At 64.0% G+C, this 16,145-nt stretch carries 13 protein-coding genes; 4 read left to right on the top strand and 9 right to left on the bottom strand.

Annotated features, from left to right (window positions below):
• Positions 1–111 precede the first annotated feature (111 nt).
• The 6 genes from atpD to NKJ08_RS06395 all read right to left on the bottom strand — a co-directional run bounded on the left by atpD (position 112) and on the right by NKJ08_RS06395 (position 7,691).
• Positions 112–1,680: a F0F1 ATP synthase subunit beta gene (atpD, locus tag NKJ08_RS06420; protein ID WP_352522948.1), complete on the bottom strand. Its 1,569-nt coding sequence runs from the start codon at positions 1,678–1,680 to the stop codon at positions 112–114.
• A 67-nt stretch (positions 1,681–1,747) separates the two neighbouring features.
• Entirely contained in the window at positions 1,748–2,632 is an 885-nt protein-coding gene (locus NKJ08_RS06415) for a F0F1 ATP synthase subunit gamma (protein ID WP_352522949.1), read from the bottom strand.
• A gap of 33 nt (positions 2,633–2,665) precedes the next feature.
• On the bottom strand, positions 2,666–4,195 hold the full coding sequence (atpA, locus tag NKJ08_RS06410) for a F0F1 ATP synthase subunit alpha (RefSeq protein WP_352522950.1): 1,530 nt from the start codon (positions 4,193–4,195) through the stop codon (positions 2,666–2,668).
• Positions 4,195–4,755, bottom strand: a complete 561-nt coding sequence (locus NKJ08_RS06405) for a F0F1 ATP synthase subunit delta (RefSeq protein ID WP_352522951.1) — start codon at positions 4,753–4,755, stop codon at positions 4,195–4,197. Before NKJ08_RS06405 ends, atpA begins: the two co-directional genes overlap by 1 nt.
• A gap of 246 nt (positions 4,756–5,001) precedes the next feature.
• Positions 5,002–5,400: an AGROH133_08824 family phage infection protein gene (locus tag NKJ08_RS06400; RefSeq protein WP_352522952.1), complete on the bottom strand. Its 399-nt coding sequence runs from the start codon at positions 5,398–5,400 to the stop codon at positions 5,002–5,004.
• Between the two features lie 107 nt (positions 5,401–5,507).
• Complete coding sequence (locus NKJ08_RS06395) at positions 5,508–7,691, bottom strand: primosomal protein N' (protein WP_352781541.1); 2,184 nt, start codon at positions 7,689–7,691, stop codon at positions 5,508–5,510.
• Positions 7,692–7,781: 90 nt separating this feature from the next.
• Between NKJ08_RS06395 and fsa the strand changes: the two genes are divergently transcribed.
• Positions 7,782–8,435, top strand: coding sequence for a fructose-6-phosphate aldolase (gene fsa / locus NKJ08_RS06390; protein WP_352522954.1), 654 nt, complete (start codon positions 7,782–7,784; stop codon positions 8,433–8,435).
• Positions 8,436–8,536: 101 nt separating this feature from the next.
• On the opposite strand, the gene NKJ08_RS06385 is transcribed toward fsa, so the two are convergent.
• Both NKJ08_RS06385 and leuS read right to left on the bottom strand, forming a co-directional pair.
• Positions 8,537–9,118, bottom strand: a complete 582-nt coding sequence (locus NKJ08_RS06385; RefSeq protein ID WP_352522955.1) for an LPS assembly lipoprotein LptE — start codon at positions 9,116–9,118, stop codon at positions 8,537–8,539.
• Entirely contained in the window at positions 9,105–11,729 is a 2,625-nt protein-coding gene (gene leuS, locus NKJ08_RS06380; RefSeq protein WP_352522956.1) for a leucine--tRNA ligase, read from the bottom strand. The genes NKJ08_RS06385 and leuS overlap by 14 nt, the downstream gene beginning before the upstream one ends.
• Positions 11,730–11,875: 146 nt before the next feature.
• Here leuS and NKJ08_RS06375 point away from each other — a divergent pair, with 146 nt between their 5' ends.
• A complete protein-coding gene (locus NKJ08_RS06375) occupies positions 11,876–12,538 on the top strand; it encodes a YggS family pyridoxal phosphate-dependent enzyme (RefSeq protein WP_352522957.1) in 663 nt (220 codons plus the stop codon).
• Between the two features lie 258 nt (positions 12,539–12,796).
• On the top strand, positions 12,797–13,846 hold the full coding sequence (locus NKJ08_RS06365) for an aldo/keto reductase (RefSeq protein ID WP_352522958.1): 1,050 nt from the start codon (positions 12,797–12,799) through the stop codon (positions 13,844–13,846).
• A gap of 68 nt (positions 13,847–13,914) precedes the next feature.
• Here the strand turns inward: NKJ08_RS06365 and NKJ08_RS06360 are convergent, their stop codons facing one another.
• Entirely contained in the window at positions 13,915–14,823 is a 909-nt protein-coding gene (locus NKJ08_RS06360) for a LysR family transcriptional regulator (protein WP_352522959.1), read from the bottom strand.
• A gap of 137 nt (positions 14,824–14,960) precedes the next feature.
• Between NKJ08_RS06360 and NKJ08_RS06355 the strand changes: the two genes are divergently transcribed.
• Positions 14,961–16,142, top strand: a complete 1,182-nt coding sequence (locus NKJ08_RS06355; RefSeq protein WP_352522960.1) for an MFS transporter — start codon at positions 14,961–14,963, stop codon at positions 16,140–16,142.
• Positions 16,143–16,145: the final 3 nt, after the last annotated feature.

Below are 16,145 nucleotides of genomic sequence, written 5' to 3'. Positions count from 1 at the left end.
GATCAATTTAGCGAATGGTGAATGGTGAATGGTGAGAAAGAATGCCCTTCACTCAGCCCCGATTTCCTGTCCGCTACTCCCTATTCACAATTCACTATTGACCATTCACCATCAAGCCGCTTCAGCCGCCAGGCGCTGTGCCTTCTCGACCGCTTCTTCGATGCCGCCGACCATGTAGAAGGCGGCCTCCGGCAGGTGGTCGTAGTCGCCGTTGCAGAGGCCCTTGAAGCCCTTGATGGTGTCGGCGAGGTCGACCAGCTTGCCCGGCGCGCCGGTGAACACTTCGGCGACGAAGAAGGGCTGCGACAGGAAGCGCTCGATCTTGCGGGCGCGGGCCACCGTCTGCTTGTCCTCTTCCGACAGCTCGTCCATGCCCAGGATGGCGATAATGTCCTGCAGCGATTTGTAGCGCTGGAGGATCGACTGCACCTGGCGCGCGACCTGGTAGTGCTCCTCGCCGACAACCATCGGGTCGAGCATGCGCGAGGTCGAATCGAGGGGATCGACCGCCGGATAGATGCCCTTTTCCGAGATCGCGCGGTTGAGCACGGTCGTCGCGTCGAGGTGGGCGAACGAAGTCGCCGGCGCCGGGTCGGTCAGATCGTCGGCAGGCACGTAGATCGCCTGCACCGAAGTAATCGAGCCCTTGGTCGTCGTCGTGATGCGCTCCTGCAGAGCGCCCATGTCGGTGGCCAGCGTCGGCTGATAGCCGACGGCCGACGGAATACGGCCGAGCAGAGCCGACACTTCAGAGCCCGCCTGCGTGAAGCGGAAGATGTTATCGACGAAGAACAGCACGTCCTGGCCCTGGTCGCGGAAATATTCGGCAACCGTCAGGCCGGTCAGGCCGACGCGGGCGCGCGCGCCCGGCGGCTCGTTCATCTGCCCATAGACGAGTGCGGCCTTGGAGCCTTCGCCGCCGCCCTTCTTGTTGACGCCGGACTCGATGAACTCGTGATAGAGGTCGTTGCCTTCGCGGGTGCGCTCGCCGACGCCGGCGAACACCGAGAAGCCGCCATGTGCCTTGGCGACGTTGTTGATCAGTTCCTGGATCAGCACCGTCTTGCCGACGCCGGCGCCGCCGAACAGGCCGATCTTGCCGCCGCGGGCATAGGGCGCAAGCAGGTCGAGAACCTTGATGCCGGTGACCAGGATCTGTGCTTCCGTCGACTGCTCGACATAGGTTGGAGCCGGCTGGTGGATCGAGCGCATCTCGATGCCGTCGACCGGACCTGCCTCATCGACCGGTTCGCCGATGACGTTGATGATGCGGCCGAGCATGCCGGGGCCGACCGGCACGGTGATCGGCGCGCCGGTGTCATAGACGTCCTGGCCGCGAACCAGACCTTCGGTCGAGTCCATGGCGATGCAGCGCACGGTGTTCTCACCGAGATGCTGGGCCACTTCGAGCACCAGGCGATTGCCGACATTGATCGTCTCAATCGCGTTCAGAATCGCCGGCAGATGTTCGCCGAACTGCACGTCGACAACAGCGCCGATGACCTGGCGAACCTTGCCCGCCAAGCCAGTCCTCTTGATGGTAACGGCCGGCGTATTCGCCGCGGCAGCCTTGGCGGGTGCCGCCACTTTCTTGGCCGGAGCGGCCTTTGCTGCTGCCGGAGCCTTCGCTGGTGCCGCGGTCTTCGGAGCCGCCTTCTGGGGGGTCGCTGCTTTCGCCATCGTCTTTACCCTTTTCGTCTCTTTGTTTCTCACACGCTCGCGGTCGATGACCGTCTTGGGAGCGTGCCTAGAGCGCCTCGGCGCCCGAAATGATTTCGATCAATTCCTTGGTGATCTGCGCCTGCCGCTGGCGGTTGTAGGTGATCGACAATTTGTTGATCATGTCGCCGGCGTTGCGCGTCGCATTGTCCATGGCGCTCATCTTGGCGCCCATCTCGCCGGCCGCATTTTCAAGCAGCGCGCGAAAAACCTGCACGGAAATGTTGCGCGGGATGAGGTCGGAGAGGATTTCGCCCGGCTCCGGCTCATATTCGTAGACGGCGCTACCGCCATCCGTCGCTTCAGCGGCAGCCGAAGGCACGCCCGCCGGAATGATCTGCTGCGTCGTCGGGATCTGGCTGATCACCGACTTGAACTGCGAATAGAACAGCGTGCAGATATCGAAACCGCCCTCGTTGAACAGGTGGATGACCTTTCTGGCGATGGCATCGGCATTGACGAAGCCCAGCGTCTTGACCTCGCGCAGATCGACACGATCGAGGATCAGCGCCCCGTAGTCGCGGCGCAGGATGTCAAATCCCTTCTTGCCGACGCAGATGATCTTGACCTGCTTGCCGTCGGCCAGAAGCTTGCGGATATGCTCCCGGGCAAGACGAGCGATCTGCGAATTGAAACCGCCGCACAGGCCACGTTCGGCCGTGCAGACGACAAGCAGATGCACGTCGTCCTTGCCGGTGCCGGTCATCAGCGTCGGGGCATCGCCGCCGCCGCCGATCGCCTGAGTGATATTGGCCAGCACCGCGCCCATCCGCTCGGAATAGGGACGCGCCGCTTCCGCTGCTTCCTGCGCGCGACGCAGCTTCGCCGCGGCGACCATCTGCATCGCCTTGGTGATCTTCTGCGTCGCCTTGACCGAGGCGATACGGTTACGAAGGTCTTTTAATGAAGGCATGCTTCAAACCTGATCCCGTCCGTCCGGCTTCGTTCAAGCAAAGGTCTTAGCGAAGGCATCGATCTCCGCCTTTAGCCTGGCGCGCAGATCGTCCGACAGCGCCTTCTCCTTGCGGATGCCGTCGAGCACATCCTTGCCGGCCGAGCGCATATGCGACAACAGGCCATGCTCGAACTTGCCGACCTGATTGACCGCCAGTTTGTCGAGGTAACCGTTGACGCCGGCGAAGATCACCGCGACCTGTTCCTCGACCTTCAGCGGCGAGAATTGCGGCTGCTTCAACAGCTCGGTCAGGCGCGCGCCGCGGTTGAGCAGGCGCTGCGTGGCGGCGTCGAGATCGGAGCCGAACTGGGCGAAAGCAGCCATTTCGCGATACTGCGCCAACTCGCCCTTGATCGAGCCGGCGACCTGCTTCATCGCCTTGATCTGCGCCGAAGAGCCGACACGCGACACCGAAAGACCGACATTGACCGCCGGGCGGACGCCCTGGAAGAACAGATTGGTTTCCAGGAAGATCTGGCCGTCGGTGATCGAGATGACGTTGGTGGGGATGTAAGCCGACACGTCGTTGGCCTGCGTTTCGATGATCGGCAGCGCCGTCAGCGAGCCGCCGCCATTGTCGTCGTTGAGCTTGGCGGCGCGCTCGAGCAGGCGCGAGTGCAGGTAGAAGACGTCGCCAGGATAGGCCTCGCGGCCCGGGGGACGGCGCAGCAGCAGCGACATCTGGCGATAGGCGACGGCCTGCTTCGACAGATCGTCGTAGCTGATCAGCGCGTGCATGCCGTTGTCGCGGAAATATTCGCCCATGGTGCATGCGGTGAACGGCGCCAGGAACTGCATTGGCGCCGGATCGGACGCGGTGGCGGCGACGATGATCGAATAGTCGAGCGCGCCGCGCTCTTCCAGCACCTTGACGAACTGCGCGACGGTCGAGCGCTTCTGGCCGACGGCGACGTAGACGCAGTACAGCTTTTCCTTCTCCGGGCCGTTGTCGTGCACCGATTTCTGGTTGAGCATGGTGTCGAGGATGATCGCGGTCTTGCCGGTCTGGCGGTCGCCGATGACCAGCTCGCGCTGGCCGCGACCGACCGGGATGAGCGCATCGATGGCCTTGAGGCCGGTCGACATCGGCTCGTTCACCGATTTGCGTGGGATAATGCCGGGCGCCTTGACATCGACGCGCTTGCGTTCGGTCGCCTGGATCGGGCCCTTGCCGTCGATCGGGTTGCCGAGCGCGTCTACGACGCGACCGAGCAGGCCCATGCCGACAGGCGCGTCGACGATGGCGCCGGTGCGCTTGACGGTATCGCCTTCCTTGATGTCGCGGTCGGCGCCGAAGATGACGACGCCGACATTGTCGGCTTCGAGGTTGAGCGCCATGCCGCGGATGCCGCCGGGGAACTCGACCATCTCGCCGGCCTGGACATTGTCGAGGCCGTAGACGCGGGCGATGCCGTCACCGACGGACAGCACCTGGCCGACTTCGGAGACCTCGGCCTCCTTGCCGAAATTCTTGATCTGGTCTTTCAGAATTGCGGAAATTTCCGCGGCGCGGATGTCCATCAGCCGACCTCTTTCAGTGCAAGCTTGAGCGAATTGAGTTTGGTTTTGAGCGACGTATCTATCTGGCGCGAGCCGATTTTGACCACCAGTCCGCCGAGCAACGACGGGTCGACGGTGACCGTGATCGCCACATCCTTGCCGGCGACGCTTTTCAGCGCCGCTTTCAGCTCGGTTTCCTGGGCAGGCGTCAGCGCATGCGCCGAGGTAACCTCGGCGGCGGTCTCGCCGCGGTGTTCGGCGGCAATCTGGCGGAACGCCTTGATCATGCCGGGCACGGCGAACAGCCGGCGGTTCTGGGCAACGACGCGCAGGAAGTTGCCGGTGAGGCCGGTGATCCCTGCTCTGTCGGCGATCGCGGCGATCGCCTTGGCCTGGTCCTCGCTGGAGAAGACCGGGCTCCTGATCAGCCGCGAAAGGTCAGCGCTGCCTTCGAGCATCGCTTCGAAACTGTTGAGGTCGGCCTCGACGCTGGCGACCGAATTGGCCTGCAGCGCGAGTTCGAACAGCGAACCCGCATAGCGTTCTGCGACACCTGAGATTGGCGATGACGATTGGGCCACGGACCGTCTTTTCTCTTGTCTGACAGGCCGCAGATTGTTGGCGCGAGCGAAAACTCTGGCTAAATCTTTGACCTTACTGCATTTTTCCAAGCACGGAGGCGCGGCTTCCGCTATCCCCGGTCGAAAGTCGATTGCCGTCTAGCACAGGCATTTTCAGACCGCAATGCGTCGTCCGGCATGGTTTTCAGGCACTATTGTCGCATCCGGTGGCCGAGTTCAGCAACCAACCCCGGATTGGTCCCTGATTCAGGGCAAAAAGTCGAAGGCGAAGGCAAGCGGCAGCGCCGCCAGCACCAGCTCGACGACGATGGAAGCCCAGTTGAACGGCGTGTTGGCGCCGTCCGACATCATCGACAGCAGCCTGCCGAAGGCGGTGAACAGCCAGGAGAAGCCGAGTGCCATATAGAGGAAAGGCTGGGGTGTAAGCAGGATGCAGCACAGACTGACGCCGAGATAGAAGCCCGACATCCTGCCGCGACCTTCGGCGATCGCCGCCGCCTTCTCGGGCTTGACCTGCAGCCGCAGGATGCGGAAGGCCAACCCTGGCGCCAGGAACAGCAGCAGGCCGAACAGCAAGGTCATCACGGCGCTCGACCATGCCAGCCACTCGCCCTGGCTCATCGGCCACGGAAACGCAAATTCCATGTTGTCCCTCGTAAATGCATATTCAAAATTTCGGGCATTCTAACGAAGCAAGAGACATACGCCAGATGGGCATCGGCAATTTACGGAAGCCTGTCCTCTGAGCCCCTTCACAAAAAGCTCTGCGGGTCGATGTCGACCTGGACGCGCACCGAGCCCCGTATCTTCGGTCCTTCGGCCAGCATGGTGCGGATGAATCCTTGCATGTCGGCGCGCCGCTCGCCCTGGATCAGCAGGCGAAAGCGGTGGCGGCCGCCGATCAGCGACAGCGGCGCCTCGGCCGGGCCGAGCACGAACAGGTCGGAAGACTGCGGCGCGGCACGGCGCAGGCCGCGCGCATGACCCTCGGCTTCGGCGCGCGCCGCCGCGCTGACGATGACGCCGGCCAGCCGGCCGAAGGGCGGCAGCCCCGCCCGCTCGCGCTCGGCGATCTCGCGTTCGTAAAAGGCCTCGGCATCGCCGGAGACGATCGCCCGCATCACAGGGTGGTCGGGCTGGAAGGTCTGCAGCAAGCCCAGGCTCCTCTTGCCGGTACGGCCGGCGCGGCCGGTCACCTGGCTGAGCAGTTGGAAGGTGCGCTCGGCGGCACGCGGGTCGCCATTGGCAAGGCCGAGATCAGCATCGACCACACCGACCAGGGTCATGTTGGGGAAATTATGGCCCTTGGCGACGAGTTGCGTGCCGATGACGATGTCGGCCTCGCCATTGGCGATGGCTTCAAGCTCGAGCCGCAGCCGCCGCACGCCGCCCATCAGGTCCGACGACAAGACGATGGTGCGGGCATCGGGGAAATGCGCGACGACCTCCTCGGCGATGCGCTCGACACCCGGCCCGCAGGCGACCAGATGGTCGAGCGTGCCGCATTCCGGGCAGGCCTCGGGACGGCGCTCATTGTGCCCGCAATGGTGGCAGACGAGCTGGCCGCGAAAGCGATGCTCGACCAGCCAGGCCGAGCAAACCGGACAGCCAAAGCGGTGGCCGCAGACCCGGCAGAGCGTCAGCGGCGCATAGCCGCGCCGGTTGAGAAACAGCAGCGACTGTTCATGTTTCTCCAATGTCTGCCGCATTTGTCCAAGCAACACCGGCGACAGGAAACCGCCGCGTGCCGGCGGCGCGCGACGCATGTCGATCGTCTTGAGATCGGGAAGTGCTGCCTCAGCGAAGCGCGCCGAAAGCACCGCCCTGCTGTAGCGGCCCTGGCTGGCATTGACCCGGCTTTCGACTGACGGTGTCGCCGAGGCGAGCACGACCGGAAAGCCGCCGATATGGCCGCGCACCACGGCCATGTCGCGCGCGTTGTAGAAGACGCGATCCTCCTGCTTGTAGGCGGGGTCGTGCTCTTCGTCGACGACGATCAGTCCAAGCTCTCTGCACGGCAGGAACAGCGCCGAGCGCGCGCCGGCGACGACCCGCACGCCGCCTTCCGCCACTTGGCGCCAGACCCGTTCGCGCATCCTTGGCGGCAGGTCCGAGTGCCATTCCGCCGGCTTGGCGCCGAACCGCTCCTGAAAGCGTTCGAGGAAGGCGTGGGTCAGCGCAATTTCCGGCAGCAGGATCAACACCTGCGTGCCACGATCGAGCGCGGCCGCGACCGCCTCGAAATAGACCTCCGTCTTGCCGGATCCGGTTACACCGTCGAGCAGGGTGACACCGAATATGCCGGCCGCGACATTGGCGCGCAGCATCTCGGCGGCATCGCTCTGGTCAGGCATCAGTGTCGGCATGGCGTAGCCGGGATCGGGTGCTGCGACCACCGGCCGCGGCGGGATCATCACCGTCTCGAATACGCCCTGCGCCCTCAGCCCGTCCACCACCGACGACGATACGCCTGCCGCATGCGCCAGGCCGGACCGCGTCCAGGCGAGCCCGCCTTCGGCTGTCTCCAGCACGCGCATCCTCGGCTCCGTCATTCGGTCGGGCTTGGCGAAGGTGCGCTGCAGCCCTTCGATCCACGGTTCCGGATCGAACGCCTCCGGCGCCCTGAGCAGCATGCGCGCCACCATGCCGGGCGGCGACAGCGTGTACTGCGCCACCCAATCGGCAAAACGCCGCATCGCGTGGTCGATCGGCGGGCAGTCGAAAACCTGCTCGATCGGCCGCAATTTCTTCGCGTCGACCTTTTCGACGGCGCCGTCCCAGACGATGCCAGCGACTTGGCGGGGCCCAAGCGGAACGCGCACGATCGAACCCGGCACGACGCGCATGCCAGCCGGCACGGCATAGGTGTAGGGGCGCTCGGCGGGCATCGGCACCAGGACCGGTGCGGCCGCGACAAAGGGCGAATCTTCGATCATGAGGCGTGACCTTGCCCCGACTTTGGTCTAGATCAAAGTCCGACCCCAAATGTGCATGACATGCACATGAAAAATCTTCAGGAGACCGCCATGAAATTTTTTGTCGACACCGCCGATGTCAAGGAAATCCGTGAGCTGAACGATTTGGGGCTGCTCGACGGCGTAACCACCAATCCGTCGCTGATCCTGAAATCCGGCGGCAAGATCGCCGACGTCACAAGAGAGATCTGCGAGATCGTCAAGGGCCCGGTCTCGGCCGAAGTCATCGCCACCGAATACAAGGACATGATGGCGGAGGCCAAGATCCTGGCCAGGATCGCCGACAATGTCTGCATCAAGGTGCCGCTGACGCTCGACGGCCTGAGAGCCTGCAAGGACATTCGGTCGGACGGCCGCATGGTCAACGTCACGCTGTGCTTTTCGGCCACCCAGGCGTTGCTCGCCGCCAAGGCCGGCGCCTCCTTCATCTCGCCCTTCGTCGGCCGCATCGACGACAGCGGCTGGGACGGCATGGAGCTGATTGCCGATATCCGCACCATCTACGACAATTATGATTTCCAGACCGAGATCCTGACCGCTTCGGTGCGCACGGTGAACCATGTCAAGCAGGCGGCATTGATCGGCGCCGACGTCATCACCGCGCCGCCGGCGACGCTCAAGGCGCTGGTCAAACACCCGCTGACCGACAAGGGCCTGGAGCAGTTCCTCGCCGACTGGGCAAAGACCGGCCAGACGATCGGCTGAAGCGAATATCCTACGTCGAAAAAAAGGCCGAGCAATCGGCCTTTTTTGCAGATAGCGCACTCCGCCACAGACAGGGCGCTTCAATCCCAGGCTGGAAAGACCTAGCTTGCCGCCGGCTTGCCGTGCTTTATCAGATCCTGGGCGATCGACAGCCGCAGGATATCCGCCAGCTCGCGCGCCGCGCGGTTCTCGGCGTCGATCTGGGCCCGGTACGACGCGAATTCCTGGCGGGGCCTGTCGTATGAGGACGGGATCGAGCGCTTTCCCCTGGCTATGACCGTGCCCGTCTTTGCATCGCTCAGCACATAATTCGCGGTCAGCGTCACGGTGCCGGCGGTCGGCTCGTCCTCGTCGGTCGTGACCTGCTCAATGGCCGCCGATTCGACGAGTTCGGAGACACCGAGATCGAGCGAATAGACCGGCGAAGCCGGCTCGCCGGCGCCCTGGCCGAGCGCGAAGATCAGATTGTTGCGGACCTGCTGGGCATAGCGGGTCTTGACCGGCTTGACCGAGATCGATGCCAGTTCGGCGGCAGCGCCGACTTGCGAACCGGCAACCAGCGGCGCGCTCGAATAGAGCGGACGCACCGTACAGGCGGAAACCAGCGCCACCGAGGCGAGCAGCCCGCAAAGCACGACACGGCGCAGCGTCAGCTCCGCCTTTTTCGGATCAGGCAACGACATTGACGATCCTCTGCGGCACGATGATCACCTTGCGCGGCGCCTTACCTTCGAGCGCTTTCTGCACGAAGTCGAGGGCCAGAACCGCTTTTTCGACCGCACCTTGGTCCGCGTCGCGGGCAATTGTCAAATCGCCGCGCTTCTTGCCGTTGACCTGGACCGGCAGCACGATCTCGGCGTCGACGACAAGCGCCGGATCGTAGACCGGCCAGGGCCGTTCGGCGACAAGATCAGTGCCTCCGAGCGTCTGCCAGCACTCTTCGGCCAGATGCGGCATGACCGGCGCGATCAGGTGCACCAGGATCTCGACGGCCTCACGGCAGGCAGCCTTGAGCGCCGGATCAGCTTTGCCTTCTGCCGCCTCGTTGAGCGGCACGGTCAACGCATTGGCAAGTTCGTAGATGCGGGCGATGGCACGGTTGAAGGCGAGCTTTTCGATATCCTCGCCGACTGATTTCAGGATCTTGTGCGCGGCCTTGGACATTGTCCCTGCCTCGCCGTCCTTCGCCGCTGCCGGCTGGATCCCGGCGAGCGATTCGGCAGCCGTCGACACCAGCCGCCAGATACGCTGGATAAAGCGGTGCGCGCCGGCGGCACCCTCGTCGGTCCATTCGACATCGCGCTCGGGCGGCGAGTCCGACAGCATGAACCAGCGCGCCGTGTCGGCGCCGTAGCCGTCGGTGATCTCTTCCGGGCTCACCGTATTCTTCTTCGACTTCGACATTTTTTCGAGCGGGCCGATCGTCACCCCCTCGCCGGTGGCGATTTCGAAGGCGCGGCGTTTGCCGTCGGCGTCCTCCAGCCTGACCTCGCTCGGCGCAAGCCAACGGCCGTTCGAGGCGCCGCCGACCCGGTAGGTCTCATGCACCACCATACCTTGAGTGAACAGGCCCTTGAACGGCTCGGCCAGATCGACATGGCCGGTCTCGCGCATGGCGCGGGTGAAGAAGCGCGAATAGAGCAGGTGCAGGATCGCGTGCTCAATGCCGCCAATATACTGGTCGACCGGCAGCCATTCAGTCGCGGCCTTGGGGTCGGTCGGATCGTTGGCCCAGGGTGCGGTGAAGCGCGCGAAATACCACGACGAATCGACGAAAGTATCCATCGTGTCGGTCTCGCGCCGTGCGTCCTTGCCGCAGCGCGGGCATTTGACGTGCCGCCATGTCGGATGACGGTCGAGCGGATTGCCCGGCCGGTCGAACTCGATGTCATCAGGCAGCCTGACCGGCAGGTCGGCCTTCGGCACCGGCACCACGCCGCAATCCTCGCAATGGATCATCGGGATCGGGCAGCCCCAATAGCGCTGGCGCGAAATGCCCCAGTCGCGCAGGCGGAAGTTCACCTTGCGCTCGGCCATCGGCCGGTTGCCGATGGTCTTTTGTTCCAGCAGCTTCGCCACCTCGTCGAATGCCTGATCCGGCTTCATGCCGTCGAGGAAGCGCGAATTGATCATTGCGCCGCCATCGACATAAGCCTCATCGATGACCTGGAAACTTCCTTGATTCTCGCCTTCCGGCATCACCACCGGAATGACCGGCAGGCCGTATCTGTTGGCGAAGTCGAGGTCGCGCTGGTCGTGTGCCGGGCAGCCGAAGATCGCGCCGGTGCCGTAGTCCATCAGCACGAAATTGGCGACGTAGACGGGCAGCGTCCACTTCTCGTCGAACGGATGGACGACGCGAATGCCGGTATCGAAGCCCTTCTTCTCGGCCGTCTCCAGGGCCGCCACCGAGGTGCCCATATGGCGGACCTCGTCGATGAACTTTGCCAGCGCCGGATTGTCTTCGGCGGCCTTTTTGGCCAGCGGATGGTCGGCGGCAATCGCCATGAAGGAGGCGCCGAAGATGGTGTCGGGCCTTGTCGTATAGACTTCGAGCTCATGCTCGCCGGCTGCTGGCTTGGCCAGCGGCCAGCGGATCAGCAGACCTTCCGAACGGCCGATCCAGTTCGCCTGCATCAGCTTCACTTTTTCCGGCCACTCGTCGAGCTGATCGAGCGAATCCAGCAGGTCCTGCGCATAGTCGGTGATCTTGAAGAACCACTGCGTCAGCTCTCGCTGTTCCACCAGCGCGCCCGAGCGCCAACCGCGGCCGTCGATGACCTGCTCGTTGGCAAGCACCGTCATGTCCTCCGGATCCCAGTTGACCTTGGAGGATTTGCGCGTCACCAGCCCCTTCTCGACGAAATCGAGGAACAGCATCTGCTGGCGGTGGTAGTAGTCGACGTCGCAGGTAGCGAACTCGCGTGCCCAATCGAGCGACAGGCCCATGACCTTGAGCTGCTCGCGCATGGCGGCGATGTTCTGATAGGTCCAGTCCTTGGGATGGACCTTGTTCTGCATCGCCGCGTTCTCGGCCGGCATGCCGAAGGCGTCCCAGCCCATCGGGTGGAGCACGTTGAAACCCTTGGCCCGCTTGTAGCGCGCCACCACGTCGCCCATCGTGTAGTTGCGGGTATGGCCGATATGGATGCGCCCCGACGGATAAGGGAACATCTCCAGCACGTAGTATTTCAGGCGCGGGTCGCCGTTGTCGGCCTCGAACAGCTTCTTGGCGTCCCAGGCCTTCTGCCATTTGGGCTCTGACGCGCGCGGATTATATCGTTCGGTTGCCATCGGATGTTTTTCACTTAAAAGCATGCGCGAACTGCCGGACAATGCCCCGGGCGGCTCAGGAAATGTCGTCGCGGTGTTCACCATGGATTGCCGGACCCGTCAACTGCGGCGATCCGGCGAAAACGAAACACAGGCAGGATATAGGCATGGCGAGCGCCGTCGAACAGTTCTTCACGGTCAAGGCGAGAATAGCTGCCGCCGAGCGCGAGGCCGGACGCGACGCCGGAGCGGTGAGGCTGGTCGCCGTCTCGAAAACCTTCGATGCGGCCGATATCCGCCCGGTCATCGAGGCCGGCCAGCGTGTCTTCGGCGAAAACCGCGTGCAGGAAGCACAAGGAAAATGGCCAGCGCTGAGGGAAGCCTTCCCCGAGATCGAACTGCATCTGATCGGTCCGTTGCAATCGAATAAGGCAAAGGAAGCAGTGGCACTGTTCGATGTCATCGAGACGGTCGATCGCGAGAAGATCGCCGCAGAACTGGCCAAGGAAATTGCCAGGCAGGGCCGGTCACCAAGGCTCTATGTCCAGGTCAACACCGGCTCGGAGCCGCAAAAGGCCGGCATCGAACCGCGCGAGGCCGTCGCCTTCGTCGCTCGCTGCCGCACGGTTCATGGCCTCGCCATCGAAGGCCTCATGTGCATTCCCCCGGCCGACGAGAATCCCGGTCCGCATTTCGCGCTGTTGGAAAAGCTTAGGCTTGAGACCGGCGTCGAAAAGCTCTCGATGGGCATGTCCGGCGACTACGAAACGGCGATCGCGTTCGGCGCGACCAGCGTTAGGGTTGGGTCGGCGATTTTCGGCAGCCGCTAGCAGACATTTCGTTTAGCGACTGTTTGGCGTCCAGCCTTGATGCCCGCCGTGACAGCACTCGTCCACGACTTCATCCTGGTTACGCGCAACGTCGCCGATTTCGACGATATCGGGGTGACGGTTCTCAATCCTTGGGACTTCTGACCTCCACTACTGCGGAGGTTGGCTCAGAACCGCTAGGTCGCTATACCAGCGACTGGAAACGAAACGTATCGTTCCTATATGGGTTGGGTCATTACCAATCCCTCTGGAGCCACCATGCGCTACAATCAACTTGGAAACACGGGGATGTTTATCTCCGAACTTTGCCTCGGCACGATGACCTTTGGCGCCGCGGGCGAAAATGCCCAATGGGGCCTGATCGCCAGCCTCGACCAGAAGGGTGTCGACGAGATCGTCGCCCGCTCGCTCGCCGCCGGCGTCAATTTCTTCGACACGGCGGATGTCTATTCCTTCGGCACATCGGAACGGCTTCTCGGCCAGTCGCTCAGGAATCTTGACGTCAGCCGGCAGGACGTGATCATCGCCACTAAGGTCCACGGCGCCACGGGCAATGGCCCGAACCAGCGCGGTTCTTCGCGCGGCCACATCATGGATTCGGTCGAAGGCAGCCTCGAACGTCTGCAATTGGACCACATCGATCTCTACCAACTGCACGGCACCGACACCGTCACGCCGATCGACGAGACGCTGCGGGCGCTCGACGATCTGGTCACCGCCGGCAAGGTCCGCTATGTCGGCGTCTCGAACTGGCAGGCTTGGCGCATCGCCAAGGCACTGGGCATTGCCGATCGCAAGGACTTTGCCCGTTTCGAGACCGTCCAGTCCTACTATTCGATCGCCGGCCGCGACCTGGAGCGCGAGATCGTGCCGTTGCTCAACGAAGAAAAGCTTGGTCTGATGGTCTGGTCGCCGATGGCGGGCGGCCTGCTCTCGGGCAAATACGGCCCCGGCGCCCCCGGCAATGGCGAGGGCCGCCGCGCCAGCTTCAATTTCCCGCCGGTCAACGAAGACCGCGCCTGGGCAGCGGTCGCCGTCATGCGCGAGATCGCCGCCAAGCACGGCGTCAGCGTCGCCACGGTGGCGCTCGGCTATGTCCTGGCCAAGCCGTTCGTGATGAGCGTCATCATCGGCGCCAGCCGCATGGAACAGCTCGAACAGAACCTTGCCGCCACCGAGTTGAGGCTCGATACCGACGATCTTGCCAGGCTTGACGAAGTGAGTGCCTTGCCTGCCGAGTACCCCGGCTGGATGCTCGAACGTCAGGCAGCCGGCCGGCGTCCGGCGCCGTTTACGCCGAAGAAGTAGCGCCCTCTCGCCCTGATTTTCGGGAACCAAATTCGGGAACCAAGTAGGCTCCCAATTGCTTTTCCGCTTCAGTCCAGCCGCACGGTCTCGGCCAGGAAATCCAAAAAGGCCCGCACCCGCGCCGGCAAATGCTTACCTTGGCCGACATAGACCGCATGGGTGAGTTCCTCGTCGCCGGGGTTGAACTCTTCCAGCAGCGGCAGCAGCCGCCCGGCGGCAATGTCGGCCTCCACGTGCCAGTGCGCGAGCCGGGCGATGCCCGCCCCTGAGAGCGCCATCAGCCGCATCGCTTCGCCGTCGCTGACCAGCGTGTTTCCGATGATCGGTATGGTGGTTGCCTTGCCGGCCGCGTCGACGAAAGGCCAGCCGTCGACGTGGCGCACGAAGCAGAAGCCCATCTGGTTGTGACGATCGAGATCCACCGGCGTCTTGGGTGTGCCATGCGCTTCGAGATACGATGGCGCCGCAACGACGACCACCCGGCTTTGCCCGAGCTTGCGCGCCACCAGCCGTGATTCGCCGAGCGGCCCGGCGCGGATGGCGACATCGGCGCGCTCCTCCATCAGGTCGATAACACTGTCGGTCAACACCAGATCGACCGAGATTTCGGGGTAGCGTTGTAGAAAACGCGGCAACAGCGGGATCAGCCGGTGCTGCCCGAAAGGCACGTAACTGTTGACGCGCAGCCGTCCACGCGGCGCGGCGCCCGCTGCTGCCTCGCGCTCGGCTGCCGCCATGTCCGCGAGGATGCGCACGCCGCTGTCGAAGAAGGCCGCCCCCTCCGGCGTCAGTTGCAGCTTGCGGGTCGAACGGCTGACCAGCCGCGCCCCAAGCCGTGTCTCCAGCCGCGCGATCAGCTTGCTCACCGCCGACGGCGTCATGCGCAGCGCACGTGCCGCGGCCGAAAAGCTGCCCGCCTCGACGACGCGGACGAACACTTCGATCTCGCCGGAGCGGTTGATGTCGGGCCTGGCCATTGGTGAATCTATTTCACAGACAATGTGCCCTAGGCAAGGCTGGTTCACAGTCCGGTGCAGCACGATCTTTCAGGCCGGGGCGTGGGAGGACACGGCGCCCGTCGTCAAAACTGGTCGCCATCGAAGTGGGAACCGCCATGCCTCTTGCTCTCTACGCTCTTGCCGCCGGTGCCTTCGGCATCGGCGTCACCGAATTCGTCATCATGGGCCTGCTGCTCGACGTCAGCACCGACCTCGGCGTCTCGATCTCGGCTGCCGGCCAGCTGATTTCCGGCTATGCGCTGGGCGTCGTCATCGGCGCGCCGCTGCTGACCATCGTCACCGCCCGTTGGCCGCGCAAGACCGTGCTTTTGGCACTGATGGCGATCTTCACGCTGGGCAACCTCGCCTGTGCGCTAGCCCCCGACTACTGGACTCTGATGGGTGCCCGCGTACTCACCGCCTTCGCCCACGGCACCTTCTTCGGCGTCGGCTCGGTCGTGGCGACCGGGCTGGTGGCACCCAACAAGAAGGCTTCGGCGATCGCCCTGATGTTCACCGGCCTGACCATCGCCAACATCCTCGGCGTGCCCTTCGGCACCTGGCTCGGCCAGGCCTTCGGCTGGCGCGCGACCTTCTCGGCGGTAACCCTGGTCGGCATCGTCGCCTTCGCCATCATCCTACTGCTGGTGCCGCGCAGCCAGGCAGAGCCTGAGAAGAGCAATTTGCGCGGCGATCTCGCCGTGCTCGGCCGCGCGCCGGTGCTGCTTGGCTTTGCCACCACTGTGCTTGGCTACGCCGGCGTCTTCGCCGTCTTCACCTATATCGCCCCCTTGCTGACCGAGATCACCGGTTTTCAGGAAGCAGCCGTATCGCCGATTCTGTTGGTCTTCGGCGGCGGCCTCATCGCCGGCAATCTCGCCGGCGGCAGGTTCGCCGACCGCTGGCTGATGCCTTCCGTTCTCGGCAGCCTTGTCGTGCTGGCGCTGGTGCTCGGTACGATGACATTCGCACTGCACAGCCAAGTTATGGCCGTCATCTATGTCGGCCTGCTCGGCGCCGCCGCCTTCGCCACCGTGGCGCCGCTGCAGATGTGGGTGCTGGAAAAGGCGCAAGACGCCGGTCAGAGCCTTGCCTCGTCCGTCAACATCGCCGCCTTCAATCTCGGCAATGCCGCCGGCGCCTGGCTCGGCGGCGTGGTCATCGCCCATGGTCCCGGCCTCGGCGCCGTCACCTGGGTCGCCGCCCTGCTACCGCTTTCGGCGCTTGGCGTGGCGGCGCTGGCGCTGCGCTTCGACCGTGGCGCAGCGCTCGCCCTGCCGGTATCCGCCCGATCGTAGCGG

This window comes from Mesorhizobium sp. M0244, from assembly GCF_040321795.1.
Lineage (GTDB): Bacteria > Pseudomonadota > Alphaproteobacteria > Rhizobiales > Rhizobiaceae > Mesorhizobium.
Note: the sequence above shows the minus strand (reverse complement) of the source record. Positions and strands in the feature narration are given on the sequence as shown.

Bases quoted from the DNA above. Each gene is read 5' to 3' on its own strand.
- NKJ08_RS06360 (WP_352522959.1), bottom strand. From the start codon at position 14,823: ATGGCCAGGCCCGACATCAACCGCTCCGGCGAGATCGAAGTGTTCGTC.
- atpD (WP_352522948.1), bottom strand. From the start codon at position 1,680: ATGGCGAAAGCAGCGACCCCCCAGAAGGCGGCTCCGAAGACCGCGGCA.
- leuS (WP_352522956.1), bottom strand. From the start codon at position 11,729: ATGGCAACCGAACGATATAATCCGCGCGCGTCAGAGCCCAAATGGCAG.
- NKJ08_RS06400 (WP_352522952.1), bottom strand. From the start codon at position 5,400: ATGGAATTTGCGTTTCCGTGGCCGATGAGCCAGGGCGAGTGGCTGGCA.
- atpA (WP_352522950.1), bottom strand. From the start codon at position 4,195: ATGGACATCCGCGCCGCGGAAATTTCCGCAATTCTGAAAGACCAGATC.
- fsa (WP_352522954.1), top strand. From the start codon at position 7,782: ATGAAATTTTTTGTCGACACCGCCGATGTCAAGGAAATCCGTGAGCTG.
- NKJ08_RS06395 (WP_352781541.1), bottom strand. From the start codon at position 7,691: ATGATCGAAGATTCGCCCTTTGTCGCGGCCGCACCGGTCCTGGTGCCG.
- NKJ08_RS06415 (WP_352522949.1), bottom strand. From the start codon at position 2,632: ATGCCTTCATTAAAAGACCTTCGTAACCGTATCGCCTCGGTCAAGGCG.
- NKJ08_RS06355 (WP_352522960.1), top strand. From the start codon at position 14,961: ATGCCTCTTGCTCTCTACGCTCTTGCCGCCGGTGCCTTCGGCATCGGC.
- NKJ08_RS06375 (WP_352522957.1), top strand. From the start codon at position 11,876: ATGGCGAGCGCCGTCGAACAGTTCTTCACGGTCAAGGCGAGAATAGCT.
- NKJ08_RS06365 (WP_352522958.1), top strand. From the start codon at position 12,797: ATGCGCTACAATCAACTTGGAAACACGGGGATGTTTATCTCCGAACTT.
- NKJ08_RS06385 (WP_352522955.1), bottom strand. From the start codon at position 9,118: ATGTCGTTGCCTGATCCGAAAAAGGCGGAGCTGACGCTGCGCCGTGTC.